14 protein-coding genes are annotated in these 12,952 nt (G+C 61.3%); 2 read left to right on the top strand and 12 right to left on the bottom strand.

Annotation, left to right across the window (positions count from 1 at the left end):
* Nucleotides 1-12: 12 nt before the first annotated feature.
* From A8B82_RS17865 to A8B82_RS24690, 6 genes are all read right to left on the bottom strand, one after another.
* Entirely contained in the window at nucleotides 13-813 is an 801-nt protein-coding gene (locus tag A8B82_RS17865; RefSeq protein WP_067295488.1) for an LpxI family protein, read from the bottom strand.
* Complete coding sequence (lpxA, locus tag A8B82_RS17860) at nucleotides 810-1,592, bottom strand: acyl-ACP--UDP-N-acetylglucosamine O-acyltransferase (RefSeq protein WP_067295486.1); 783 nt, start codon at nucleotides 1,590-1,592, stop codon at nucleotides 810-812. The genes A8B82_RS17865 and lpxA overlap by 4 nt, the downstream gene beginning before the upstream one ends.
* The gene (gene fabZ, locus A8B82_RS17855) at nucleotides 1,589-2,059 is read right to left on the bottom strand and encodes a 3-hydroxyacyl-ACP dehydratase FabZ (RefSeq protein ID WP_067295483.1); all 471 of its coding nucleotides are present in this window, start codon (nucleotides 2,057-2,059) and stop codon (nucleotides 1,589-1,591) included. Before fabZ ends, lpxA begins: the two co-directional genes overlap by 4 nt.
* Before the next feature lie 65 nt (nucleotides 2,060-2,124).
* Nucleotides 2,125-2,700: an OmpH family outer membrane protein gene (locus A8B82_RS17850; protein WP_082899358.1), complete on the bottom strand. Its 576-nt coding sequence runs from the start codon at nucleotides 2,698-2,700 to the stop codon at nucleotides 2,125-2,127.
* Between the two features lie 4 nt (nucleotides 2,701-2,704).
* The gene (bamA, locus tag A8B82_RS17845) at nucleotides 2,705-4,954 is read right to left on the bottom strand and encodes an outer membrane protein assembly factor BamA (protein WP_067295482.1); all 2,250 of its coding nucleotides are present in this window, start codon (nucleotides 4,952-4,954) and stop codon (nucleotides 2,705-2,707) included.
* A 252-nt stretch (nucleotides 4,955-5,206) separates the two neighbouring features.
* Nucleotides 5,207-5,332, bottom strand: coding sequence for a hypothetical protein (locus tag A8B82_RS24690; RefSeq protein ID WP_268873838.1), 126 nt, complete (start codon nucleotides 5,330-5,332; stop codon nucleotides 5,207-5,209).
* A 159-nt stretch (nucleotides 5,333-5,491) separates the two neighbouring features.
* Here A8B82_RS24690 and A8B82_RS17840 point away from each other — a divergent pair, with 159 nt between their 5' ends.
* Nucleotides 5,492-5,884, top strand: coding sequence for a RidA family protein (locus A8B82_RS17840; protein ID WP_067295479.1), 393 nt, complete (start codon nucleotides 5,492-5,494; stop codon nucleotides 5,882-5,884).
* A gap of 20 nt (nucleotides 5,885-5,904) precedes the next feature.
* Here the strand turns inward: A8B82_RS17840 and rseP are convergent, their stop codons facing one another.
* The 5 genes from rseP to frr form a co-directional block, all read right to left on the bottom strand.
* Entirely contained in the window at nucleotides 5,905-7,254 is a 1,350-nt protein-coding gene (gene rseP, locus A8B82_RS17835) for an RIP metalloprotease RseP (RefSeq protein ID WP_067295476.1), read from the bottom strand.
* Between the two features lie 4 nt (nucleotides 7,255-7,258).
* A complete protein-coding gene (gene dxr / locus A8B82_RS17830; RefSeq protein ID WP_067295473.1) occupies nucleotides 7,259-8,434 on the bottom strand; it encodes a 1-deoxy-D-xylulose-5-phosphate reductoisomerase in 1,176 nt (391 codons plus the stop codon).
* Between the two features lie 4 nt (nucleotides 8,435-8,438).
* Nucleotides 8,439-9,233, bottom strand: a complete 795-nt coding sequence (locus tag A8B82_RS17825) for a phosphatidate cytidylyltransferase (RefSeq protein ID WP_067295471.1) — start codon at nucleotides 9,231-9,233, stop codon at nucleotides 8,439-8,441.
* 18 nt (nucleotides 9,234-9,251) lie between these two features.
* Nucleotides 9,252-10,004 carry a polyprenyl diphosphate synthase gene (uppS, locus tag A8B82_RS17820; RefSeq protein ID WP_067295469.1) on the bottom strand — a complete coding sequence of 251 codons (753 nt, stop codon included), beginning with the start codon at nucleotides 10,002-10,004 and terminating at the stop codon, nucleotides 9,252-9,254.
* 101 nt (nucleotides 10,005-10,105) lie between these two features.
* Nucleotides 10,106-10,669, bottom strand: coding sequence for a ribosome recycling factor (frr, locus tag A8B82_RS17815; protein WP_067295830.1), 564 nt, complete (start codon nucleotides 10,667-10,669; stop codon nucleotides 10,106-10,108).
* A gap of 235 nt (nucleotides 10,670-10,904) precedes the next feature.
* On the opposite strand from frr, the gene A8B82_RS17810 reads away from it, so the two are divergent.
* A complete protein-coding gene (locus A8B82_RS17810; protein WP_067295466.1) occupies nucleotides 10,905-11,945 on the top strand; it encodes a sensor histidine kinase in 1,041 nt (346 codons plus the stop codon).
* Between the two features lie 183 nt (nucleotides 11,946-12,128).
* Here the strand turns inward: A8B82_RS17810 and pyrH are convergent, their stop codons facing one another.
* Nucleotides 12,129-12,860, bottom strand: a complete 732-nt coding sequence (gene pyrH, locus A8B82_RS17805) for a UMP kinase (protein WP_067295465.1) — start codon at nucleotides 12,858-12,860, stop codon at nucleotides 12,129-12,131.
* Nucleotides 12,861-12,952: the final 92 nt, after the last annotated feature.

The raw sequence follows: 12,952 nt of genomic DNA, 5'->3' as shown, positions 1-12,952 counted from the left end.
GGATAAAGACCTTCACTCCTCGCCCCCGCGCCGGGACCACAGGACAAGGCCGAATTCATCGGCCAGACGCACGCACTCCTCGCGGTCCAGAACAATCACATCGCCTGCATCCACGATCACCCCGGCCAGACCGGCGGCATGGGCCGCGCGCAGTGTCTCGGGGCCGATGGTGGGCATGTCGATCTCGCGGATCTGGCCGGTCTTGGGGCCCTTGCAGAGGATTGCGTTCATTTCTCGGGCGCGGGGTGGCAGGGTGTCCAGCAGATGCGCCGTGCCGCCCATGGCCTCGACGCCCAGAACCTGTTCCCCCCCGATGACACAGGCCTGACCGATATCGAGCGGGGCGAGCCCGGCCAAGACTGCCTCGCCGCGCGCGGCGTCGCGGCGCATCTGCGCGTCGGGCCATGCGTCGGACAACACCCCCGGCAGGGCAACAAGATCGGGCACCAGCATGTCGGCCCCCAGTACCTCGAACCCGGTCTGCTCGAAGATTTCCTTGATCACCTGCAAGGCGCCATTGTCCCCGGCGGCCAGCGCCTTTTGAAACATCGGGACCAGCGGCTGGGTTTCCGCGTCCAGCGCCCCCGGATCAAGCGTGGGCCGGTCCACGCCGCCGCAGAAACACACCTGCGTCACCCCGCGCTGGCCGAGTTCGATCAGCAGGGAGCCCAGCGTTTCCAGCCGGAAGGTCAAATCCACCGCCAGCATATCCGGCGGCGTGCCCTCCAGCGCGCAGATCAGCGGCGGCTGTGCCTGCGCTGCCACCACCTGCGCCGGCAGTCTGCCGCGTCCTGCTATCAGCGCCAGCGTCATTTTGGAGTCAGGAAATGGCGGTCCGTCTGGGCCGTGATGAAGTCGACGATCCGGCGCACATAATCGCTTTCGGTCTCTTCACCCAGGCGGACGGCACGGTCCTGAAAGGTGCCTTCACCCTGTGCCAGCATCTGATAGGCCGCCCTGAGCGCGGTGATATCGGCACGCGACACGCCCTTGCGTTTCAGACCGATCAGGTTCAGCCCCTCCAATTCGCCCTTGGGGGCCTGGACAAGGCCATAGGGGATCACGTCATTGGTGATTTTTGTCATCGCACCGATGATGGCACCACGGCCCAGGCGGACCCATTGATGCACACCGGAGAGACCGCCCAGAATAACGTCGTCCTCGACCACGCAATGCCCGGCAAGGCCCGAGTTGTTCACCATCACCACACGGTCCCCGACGATACAGTCATGGGCCACGTGACAACCCGCCATGAACAAGCCGTCATCACCGACCCGCGTGATGCCGCCGCCCGCGTCGGTCCCGCAGTTCATCGTCACATGTTCGCGGATGCGGTTACGCTCTCCGATCACAAGGGCCGTCTTTTCGCCGCGGAACTTCAGGTCCTGGGGGATCTCGCCGATCACCGCAAAGGGAAAGATCACCGTGCCTGCCCCGACCACGGTATTGCCGGTGACCACCACATGGCTTTTCAGGATCACATCCGCCTTCAACACAACCTCGGGGCCAACCACGCAAAACGGGCCGATCTGCACCGATGCGTCGATCTGCGCGCCGTCCTCGATGATGGCAGAAGGGTGAATGTTGCTCATGATGCGTCTTTCGGAAGATCGACCATCGCCATGAATTCGGCCTCGGCGGCCATCTCGCCATCTACTGTGGCAACCCCGGAGAAACGCCAGACCTTGCCACCCGGCTTGCCGCGCAATGTCTTGAGGTCCATGCGCAACACGTCGCCCGGCACCACCTTGCGGCGGAATTTGCATTTGTCGATCGACATGAAATAGATCAGCATGTCACGGTCCAGAATATCAAGCGCAACGCCCAGCATGACCCCTGCCGTCTGGGCCATCGCCTCGACAATGGTGACGCCCGGCATGATCGGTGTGCCGGGAAAGTGGCCCTGGAAATGCGGCTCGTTCATGGTGACATTCTTGTATCCGACAGCGGAGGCGGTTCCGTCGATCTCCTTTACCTTGTCCACCAGCAGAAATGGATAGCGGTGCGGCAGGATACGCTGAATCATCTGGATGTCAGCGCTTTGTTTTTCTTGGTTCATTTTACGTCCTTCGCGTCACGTACCGTACAGGGCTAGCAATTCTGTGGCACCGGGGCAATATCGGCTCAGCGGTCTTCCGCACCGGTTCCGTCACCCAATGTTTCATTCAGCAGTGCAATCGCCTCTTCGGTGATCTCGACCACGGTGGCGCTGGCAAAGACCGACCGCCGTTCAAGGATCACGGCGGCACCGGCCTCGCGCATCAATTGCTCGAACACGGGCGCTGCGGCCTGCTGGAACTTGACCCTTTCGGCGTCGAACTGGGCGCTCAGTTCACGAAATTTGGTATCCTGCGCGGTGCGCGTCTCCTGAACCTTGGCGTCAAACGCGTCCGCCAATACCCGGAAGGCCTCCGGCGTCATCTGTGCCCGTTTTTCGGTCAGCGCACGTTCTTCGGTCTCAAGCTGGGCTTCGATCTCACGGTTTTCGCTTTCGAGCGCCGAGAGCTTCTCGCGCTCCTCCGCCGCCACCCGCTGGCCGAAATCGCTTTGTTGAAAGACCCGCTCGGAATCAATTGTCAGGACCGGGCTGACAACGGATCCCCGGTCAGCGGCCACCGGACCCGCAGCCGACTGGGCGGCCAGGGGTGCGGCGCAGAAAAGCGCCAGCACCAGTGCCATGCAATGGGCCAAGCGCCCCATCGGATCAGAATTCCGTGCGCAGCGTGAATTCGAAGCTTTGTTCCTTGTCGAAGACTTCTTTCTTCAGCGCCTTGGAGAAGTTGAACTGCAACGGACCAACCGGCGTTTCCCAGAACAGCGAGACGCCGACCACATGCCGGAACGATCCGCTTTCCCCGACCACGGTGCCGCCGTTGTAGTTGACATCGCTCAGGTCCCAGAGGTTCCCGACGTCATAGAACAGACCGCCGGAAATGCCGTATTCCTCGGGCAGGCCAAGGGGGAATTCCACATCAAACCGCGCCGCCAGATAGAGGTTGCCCCCCAGCGGATCGTTTGCGGTGCCGCCGATGTCGCGCGGCCCGATGCCGCCCGTTTCAAAGCCGCGCATGATCGAAGGTGTCAGCAGAAAGCGGTCGGTCACGCGGTTGTTGCCGCTGCGCCAGGCCAAAGCCCCGCCTTCAAGTGAGGCGCGCAGGGTGATGTCTTCGTTGAAGACACGTTTTTCGCCCACGATCTTTGCCGTTGTCTTGATGAATTTGTTGTCACCGCCCAGGCCGGCAAAATCCTGGCCGAATTCCAGCAGGACACCGGAGGTCGGGTCCAGCCCCGACAGCCGCGTGTCGTAAGTGTAGGTATAGCCCAGCGAGGACGAGAACAGCGCACCCGAGGCGATGTCATCAGCAATGGTCAACCCATGTACCGGCACGTCGCGTGGCAGCATTTCAAGCTCTTCGGCGGTGTAGCGCACCTGCAACCTGCTGTTCTCCGACAGCGGGAAGGTCAGCGACGGTTTGATCAGCAGGCGGTTGGTATCATAGGAGGTAAAGGAGGAATCGGTTTCCGCATAGTCCAGCGTCAGACCAAAGGACAGATCGCGGCCCAGGAGCCTGGGTTCGACAAAAATCACGCCATAGCGGGTCGCGTCCTCGGCGGTCGAGACTGTCAGCGTCAGCCGCTGTCCCCGCCCGAGAAAGTTCTGTTCGGCAAAGCTGACCGCGACGCCAAGCCCATCGCTGCTGGAGAACGAACCACCGAAGTTGAGAGAGCCTGTGGGCTTCTCTTCGACGTCCACATCCACAACAACCTGCTCGCCGCTGCTGCCCTCGCGGGCGTTGACCTCGGCCGTCTCGAAATACCCCAGGGCGCGGATGCGTTCCGCCGACTGCCGGATTTCGCGCGGGTTGAAGGGGTCGCCTTCAACGCTGTCGAATTCGCGCCGGATGACCCGGTCAAGCGTCGTGGTGTTGCCTTCGATGTCGATCCGCTCGACAAAGACGCGCGGACCCTTGCTGAGCACATAGGTGACATTCAAGGTCAGATCACGATCGTTGCGGTCGATGCGCGGCTCAACCCGCATGAAGTCCACGCCATCGCGGATGGCCTGCCGTTCGATGCGAGCGATATCCGTCTCGATCAGGGTTGGTGAATAGACAACCCCTGACCGGATCTTGATGATATTGCGGTATTTCGCGGCGTCCACGCCGTTCATCTCCGAGACAACATTGACCTCACCGAACTTGAACTGCTGGCCTTCGGTGATGTTGTAGGAAACGAAATAGCCGTCACGCTCCTGGGTGAGCTCGCCGTTCACCGCCGTGGTGCGCATGTCCACATAGCCGCGCGACAGGTAGAAGTCGCGCAACAATTGCTTATCCGCTTCGACCCGGCCTTCGACAAAGGTGTCACGCTTGATCAGGCGGCGGAACAGGCCCGCTTGCTTGGTGCCCAGGACCTGACGCAACCGGCGGTCTGAATACTTGCGATTGCCGACAAAGCTCAGCCGTTCAATCTCGACGTTGTCGCCTTCGAAGATTTCAAACACGAGGTCGACGCGGTTCTGGTCGCGGCGAATGATGCGCGGCTGAACCCGTGCGGAAAGCCGGCCATCGTTGCTATAGGCTTCGGCGATGGCGGCGGCATCCGCCTCGGCCTGTGTCGGGTTGAAGACACGACGTTCCTCGGACCCGACAATCTGCGTCAGGACCTCGTCCTTGATCCGCCGGTTGCCCTCGAAGCTGACCCGGTTCAGCGTCGGCAGTTCCGTCACCGTGATGACCAATGTACCGCCGCGCGGCTCAATGGCCACGGTTTCGAACAATCCAGAGTTCTGCAAAGACTGATAGGCGTCGTTCAACTGGCCGCCACTGATCGGCTGACCGCGTCTGATTCCGGCCCGCGCGATGATGGCGCTGTCGCCGATCCGCTCGTTTCCGATGATCTCAACCGAATCGAAACGGTATTCCTGTGCGGTTAATTCCGCGGCTGGCGCCATCCAAGCTGCTGACAAAAGGGCATAAACCGATGCCCCCCGCAAAAACGCGCCGACACGCCCTGCCCTCGTCTGCTTGCCAGGACCACCGCCCTTAGTCCTCAGTCTCATGGTTCAAACCCAATTTTACGACATCATTAGAGACCTGAGTACGTAGATTATCCGCCTTTGTCAAAAGCACAGCGCCAAAAAATGCACCACATTATGCAGTGCATTTCAAAGTTGTAACATCATTCAGTGGTGGGGTGGTCCAGATCAAAGAGATCCGACATAGGCACCGGCTGCCAGAGCAAGCACAATCGTGCTGACATAAAGCGCACGGTCCCAGTTAAGGTCCATCAAAAGGCTCAGGCCGCGATAGGATCTTTGAATGGCTTGCATGGGGGCATTCCTTTGATTGTGCATGACACGTAACAAGTGAATATGACCGGAGTGGGACGAAATCTGGCTTTTTCATGGCAAGGGATTTTTTCAGGGCAACTGGGCTTTCAAGGGGAAATGGCTTTCCAGGGGCAATTCGAAATCTGACAGGAATAGCAAATGGCAAAACATGCATTGATACCGCCTCAGGTCCAGGCCGCCGCCGAGGCCTTGCAGATGTCCCCTGGCATCGTTTCCGGCAATCTGATCTTTCTCACCGGCACCACCGGTTCGGGCCCGGATGGCCAGATGCCCGCCTCCGCCGAAGCGCAGTTCCGGGCGGCTTTCGAAAAGATCGGCTTTGTTCTGGGCCATGCCGGTGTGGACCTGAACGCCGTGGTCGAGATGACCAGCTATCACATCGGTCTGCGCGACCACTTCGACCTTTTCGACAAGGTGCGGCGCGCGGTCTTTGCCGCGCCCTACCCGGCCTGGACGGCTGTGGAGGTGGCGGGCATCCGGCGTCCCGGCGCAGTTGTGGAAATCAGGATCATCGCCGCACTGGACGGCTGAAGATCAATAGACTCCTGACCCTACGGACAGAACAGATCGTTCCCCAGCGCAAAGACCATCAGCGACAACACCAGCGCCAGCCCGATGGTCATCAGGATGCGCAGCGCGCCATCGCTGGGCGGTTTGCCGGTCACCGCCTCATAGGCGTAGAACGTCAGATGGCCGCCATCCAGCGCCGGGATCGGGAACAGATTCAACAATCCCACCGCCGTGCTGAGGACCGCAATGAAATAGATAAACGACGTGGCCCCCTGGCTGGCCATCGCACCGGAGGCCTGGGCGATGCCCACCGGACCGCTGAGGTTGCAGGTGCTGATATTGCCGATCACCATCTGTTTCAGTCCCGAGATCGACCCGGTGACGATGCGCCAGGTATTGGCGACACCTGCGGTCAGGGCCTGCCCCACACCGGGCGATTCCGTCGCCGGGGCAAAGGACATGCCGCCCGAGATCCCGATCCGCAGATTGCGCTTGAAAGTGCCATCCGGCTGCGGCTCGTCCGTGGCCTTGGGGGTCATGGTAAAATCCAGCGTCTCGCCGTCGCGCCAGACGGTCAGCGCCAGCGCCGCCCCGTCAGAGGTTTCGACCGCATTCTTGAGCTGGTCAAAGGCGAAAACCGGCTGCGCGTCGATCGCGGTGATCACATCGCCCGCCTTCAGCCCGGCCTCATAGGCGGCGGATTGCGGCAACACCTGGTTGACCATCGGCGGCAGGATAAACGGCCCTTCAACGCTTTGCTCGGTCCCGTTGCGGACCACGTCATAGGTCAGTTCCGGCACCATCGGCAGATTGTCAAAGAACGCGCCATAGGCCGCCGGATCGTTCTGCGGCAGGGCGGTGCCGTTGATCCCGAGGATTTCGTCCCCCGGTGCCAGCCCGCGCTCTGCCTGCGGCATCGGGCGCAACTCGCCCACTGTCAGCGGGGTGCGCTCGACGCCGGTGGTAAAGGCGACGGCAAAAAAGACCAGAATGGACATCGCAAAATTGAACGCGGGGCCAGCGGCAACAGTCAGCGTCCGCGCCCAGAGCGGCGCACCGTGCATCGTGTGGCGCAGCGCGGCCGGGTCGTCCGCCAATGCCTGCATCGCGGTTTCGTCCTTGCCCGACGCCGCGTTCGCATCGCCTGCGAATTTCACGTAACCGCCAAAGGGCAGCGCCGCGACCTGCCACTTGGTGCCGCGCCTGTCCATGCCGGACCACAGGACCGGGCCGAAGCCCAAGCTGAACACATCCGCCTTGATCCCGCACCAGCGCCCGACGATGTAATGGCCGTATTCGTGGATCGCGACGATCACCGACAGCGCCACGACAAAGGCCAGCAACGTCCAGATCAAGCCGCCAAATTGCGGTATCAGCCCCATAATATCCAAAACGTCACCCTGCTCTTTTATCTATCGCGGCTTTTGCCGCCTTACGTGCCAGATGGTCAACCCGCAGGACGTTATCAAGTGTCATCGTGGCACCAATAAGACCATCTGACGCATTCTTGTCTTCAAGCGTCTGCGCAACCACGTCCGCCATCGCCGTAAAACCGATCCGTCCCGAGATGAACCCATCCAGCGCGGTTTCCTTGGCCGCGTTGAACACCGTTCCGGTCATGCCGCCCGCCGCAATCGTCTCGCGGGCAAGGCGCAGGGCGGGCCAGCGCCGCTCATCCGGGGCGCGGAATTCGAACTGGCCGATGGCGGCAAGGTCCAGCCGTTCCACCGGCAGGGGGCGGCGCTGCGGGTAATGCAGGGCAAAGCCGATGGCATGGCGCATGTCCGCCGGCCCCACATGGGCCATCAGCGCGCCGTCATGGAACCCCACCAGCGCGTGAATCATGGATTGCGGATGCACCAGGACTTCGATCTGATCTGGTTGGATCGGGAAAAACTCATGTGTTTCTATGACTTCCATCGCCTTGTTGAACATCGACGCAGAGTCGATGGTGATCCGCTGCCCCATGTCCCAATTGGGATGGGAGGAGGCCTGCGCCAGGGTCGCCTGGGCCAGGTTCTCAAGCGGCCAGTCGCGGAAGGCACCGCCCGAGGCGGTAATGATGATCCGTTCGACCGCTGCCGCATCTTCGCCGATCAGCGCCTGAAAGATCGCGGAATGTTCGCTGTCCACCGGCAGGATGCGCGCGCCGTGGCTCTGCGCGGTTCCAAGCATCAGTGCGCCTGCGCAGACCAGCGATTCCTTATTGGCCAGCGCCAGCGTGGTGCCGTGGCGCAGGGCCGCCAGACCGGGGGCCAGCCCCGCCGCCCCGACGATGGCCGACATGATCCAGTCCGCAGGGCGCGCCGCGGCCTCGCTTATTGCCGTGGCCCCTGCCGCCGCCGCCACATCGCTGCCCTTGAGCGCGGCGCGCAGCTCGTCCAGCAGATCGTCGCGCGCGGTGACGGCAATCTCTGCCTTCAGGTCAATCGCGTCACGGGCGAGTTGCCCGATATTGCCCGCCCCGGTCAGCGCCACCACGTCATAGTCCTGCGGCGCGCGGCGGATCAGATCAATGGTATTCTGGCCGATGGACCCGGTGGCCCCCAGAATTGAAACACGACGCGCCAAGGGGTTATCCCAGACCAAAGGGCAGACCGATGAATTGACCGATCACCAGCAGGAACATCGACGCGCCCAGCATGCCGTCGAACCGGTCCATCAGCCCGCCATGGCCGGGGATCAGGTTGGAACTGTCCTTGACGCCCAACTTGCGCTTCATGCCGGATTCCGCGATATCGCCCATTTGCGATGCCATTGAAATCGCAACGGAAATCCCCATCAGTTGCAGGCTTGCCCCGGTGTTGATGGAAAACAGCAGACCCACCAGCGCGGCACCGGCCCAGCCAGCCGCCGTCCCGGACCAGGTTTTCTTGGGGCTGACCTTGGGCCAGAACTTTGGCCCGCCAATGGCACGCCCGGCGAAATAGCCCACCACATCGGTGGTCACCACAACCACTACCAGCCACAGCAACCAGCCAAAGCCGTAATCGTCGCGCACCTGCATCATCCCGTAGCCCGCCATCAGGATCATCGCGGTGAAACTGAGGTAGATCGTGCGGTGTCGCTCCAACTGTCCAAAACCGATCAGGGCGGGTGCCAGAAGGATCGGCAGGCCAAGGCCCACCGGCAGATAGATCGAGACAAGGACGGCCAGGCCGGTCAGCGCGCCCAGTTTCAGCGGAAGATAGGCGTCGCCGGGGCGCAACATGGCCACCAGTTCCCAGACCATGATGCCACAGATCAGCGCCACCAGCAGGTGGAACACATGCCCCCCCATCCAGATTCCGAACAGGCCGACCAGCACCATGACGGCACCGGCCCCCATCCGTGCCTTCAGATCGGACCATTGGTCGTTGCGATTGGCCATGAGGTGTCCCTTCCCCAGTCAGGTCTTGACCGCGCCGAAACGCCGGTCGCGGCCCCCATAGGCGGCACAAAGGTCGCCGAATTCGGCCTTGGTGAAATCGGGCCAGAGGGTATCAATGAATTCATATTCCGCATAGGCCGATTGCCACAGCAGAAAATTCGAAATCCGGGCCTCTCCGCTGGTGCGGATCACCAGGTCGGGGTCCGGCAAAACGTAGGTATCAAGATACCTTGGAAGGGTTTCCTCATCCACCGCGCCGGGGTCCAGCTTGCCCTCTGCCACATCCAGCGCCAGACGTTGGGTGGCACGGGCAACCTCGTCGCGGCCACCATAGTTCAGCGCGATGGTCAGATGCACGCGGGTGTTATGCGCGGTCGCCTCTTCCAGCTCGTTCATCAAGCGGATCAGCTTGTCATCCAGCCGCACCCGGTCCCCGATAAAGCGGACCCGGACGCCGAATTCACTCAGGCTGCGGGTCTCTTTGGAGATATAGCGCCGGAACAGGCTCATCAGTCCCGCGACCTCCACCTGGGTGCGCTTCCAGTTCTCGGTCGAAAAGGCAAAGACCGTCAGGTATTCGACACCGAAGTCCGGACAGGCCTCCACGATCTCGCGCACGCGCTTTGCGCCCGCATGGTGGCCGAACAGACGCGGCCTGCCCCGCTGCGTGGCCCAGCGGCCATTGCCGTCCATGATGATCGCCACATGGCGCGGCCCGCCGGGCGCGATCTTTGGTTCGGTAGGGCTGCTGCCCTTGGGAACGGTTGGCATGACGGGTCTTTCAAGCTGCGTTTCAGTTGGTTCTGACGGTGCGCCGCAGTCAAGTGCCTGCGACAGACCCGGACCGGCAAGGCATTGATCGGGGCGCTGGCTCAGACCTGCATGATCTCGCCCTGCTTGGTCTCAAGCGTCTCGTCGATCAGGGCGATATACTGGTTGGTCAGATCCTGCATCTCGCTTTCCCAGAGCTTCTGGTCATCCTCGGACATGCCGTCGGCCTTGGCCTTCTTGATCTGGTCCATCCCATCGCGGCGGATGTTGCGGATCGAGACGCGCGCGTGTTCGGCATAGCCCCCCGCAACCTTGGTCAGCTGGGTGCGGCGTTCCTCGTTCAGTTCGGGGATCGGCAACATGATGATGGTGCCGTTCATCTGCGGATTGATCCCCAGCCCGCTTTCGCGGATGGCCTTTTCCACCTTGTTCACCAGACCCTTGTCCCAGACATTAATCGTCACCATGCGCGGTTCCGGCACGTTGACCGTGCCGACCTGGTTGATCGGTGTCAGGGCACCATATGCGTCAACCATCACGGGTTCCAGCATGGAGGCAGAGGCACGCCCGGTCCGCAATGATGCAAATTCGGTTCTCAGCGACGCGATGGCGCCTTTCATGCGCCGCTCAAGGTCGTCGGTATCGAGCATAAAGTCGTCAGACATGGTTTCTCCGGTCGTGGATAGGTCAAATTTCTTGTCGGCCTGATATAACGTCAACCGCACCGGATTGTATAGATGCACCGGCGCTGCCTTGCCGCCTGTATTGAAGTGCTGGAAATCCCCGACAGATGCGCCATATTCCATTTGTCGCGTTTATCTTTCGCGTTCAGAAGAGTTTCAAAGCGACCGCATTATGGATAACGACCACGTTAGAAGCAGATCAGAAGAGTATCATTGAATGGCTGACGGCGAGAAAGTCCCAACCCATCCCCTGCCCACCAATGTGGCGGTTGCCGCAATGACGCGAGCGCCCTTTGCACTGGTGCTGACGAACCCGCAACTGCCCGACAACCCCATCGTCTATGTCAACCGCGCCTTCGAAGAGATGACCGGGTACAACAGCGATGTGGTCCTGGGCCGAAATTGCCGTTTTCTTCAAGGCGATGACACCGACCAGCGCGGGGTGGAAAAGCTGCGCAAGGCCATCAAGGACCGTGAGGAAGTCACGGTGATCCTGCGCAACTACCGCGCCGATGGCAGCAAGTTCATGAACCGCCTGATGGTGGCCCCGCTGACGGTAGACGAACACGAGGTCCCCTATTTCATGGGCGTCCAGACCGTCTATAACGATGACGAGCCGACCGACGAGGACACCCAGGAGGCGCTGGAAGAGATCCAGCATCGGGTGAAGAATCATCTGTCGATGATTGTCGGCATGATCCGCATGCAGGCCCGCGATTCCAAATCGACGCCAGGCAAGGAATTTGACACGCTGGCCCGCCGGATCGAGACGCTGCAACTGCTTTACGAGGAAATGAATTCGGCCACCGGTGCGCGTAATTCCGGGCAGGACAAGGTCAATCTGGGCGCCTACCTGACCCGTGTGGCGAATGCGATTGCCTATCTGGACGGCCGCCAGGGCGTGCGCGTGAATATTGACGCCGACGAGGACAGCGTGCCAATCAACACCGCGACGCAACTGGGGCTGGTGCTGTCCGAGGTGATGACCAATTCCATGCAACACGCCTTTGACGGCCGCGAGGCGGGTCTGGTCGATGTCCGGATCAAGAAGCTGAGCGAAGGGCTGCTGCGCCTTCAGGTGGCCGATGACGGCATCGGCATTCCCGAAGGGGTGGAATGGCCCAAAAGCAATTCACTGGGCGGGCGCATCGTGACCCAGCTGGTGCGCAGTTTGAATGCCAAGATCTCGGTCGATCGCGAGGTTTCCGGCACCATGATCGTGATCGACATCCCCAGCAATCATACCGTCACGGAATGACCGGGGGGCCTGCTTGACCTCTGTTCTCGATACGCAGAAAGGCAGCGGCAAGCTCGGTGTGACGTGAGGTGCCATGCCGGGCAGGTTCGCTTTTGGCTGCTTGCGACGCACCCGCGGGACCGCAGCGCGTCCCGGTGAGCGAAATGTGGCATTCAACGGGGGTGGTCTGCAACCTGCCGCGCGTTATCCCTGAACGCGGGTATAGGTGCCTTCGCCCGCGAGGATGCCCTTGAACCCGCCCGGCTCATCCAGCGAAAAGACGATGATCGGCAGGTTGTTGTCCCGCGTCAGCGCGATGGCAGAGGCATCCATCACCGCCAGCCGCTTTTGCAGCACATCGTCATAGCTGACGGTATCATAGCGCTTTGCATCGGCAAATTTCTTGGGGTCCTTGTCATAGACCCCGTCGACGCCGTTCTTGCCCATGAAGATCGCCTCGCAGGCCATCTCGTTGGCCCGCAGGGCCGCTGCGGTGTCGGTGGTGAAATAGGGGTTGCCGGTGCCCGCGGCAAAGATGCAGACCCGCTTTTTCTCAAGGTGGCGCACCGCGCGGCGGCGGATATAGGGTTCGGCGACCTCATTCATGGTGATCGCGGAAATCACCCGCGTGTGGATGCCCAGACTTTCCAGCGAGGATTGCATCGCCAGCGCGTTCATTACCGTGGCCAGCATGCCCATGTAATCGGCGGTGGTCCGTTCCATCCCCTGCGCAGAACCTTGCAGCCCGCGAAAGATGTTGCCGCCGCCGATGACCATGCAGATCTCGACACCCAGATCATGCACGCTTTGCACTTCGTGGGCGATCCGCTCGACGGTGGGCGGATGCAGGCCGAACCCCTGGTCCCCCATCAGCGCCTCACCGGATATCTTCAGCATCACACGTTTGAAGGTGACGTTGGAGGCGTCTTGGGACATGTGCGGAACCTTTCGGGAGGGCTGGAGTCATCGGCAGTTTAACTTTTGCGCAAAATGTAGCAAATGAAGGCAAGGTTCAATGCACGGCGGGA

It is taken from the genome of Sulfitobacter sp. EhC04 (assembly GCF_001650875.1).
In the GTDB taxonomy this organism is placed as follows: domain Bacteria; phylum Pseudomonadota; class Alphaproteobacteria; order Rhodobacterales; family Rhodobacteraceae; genus Sulfitobacter.
Note: the sequence above shows the minus strand (reverse complement) of the source record. Positions and strands in the feature narration are given on the sequence as shown.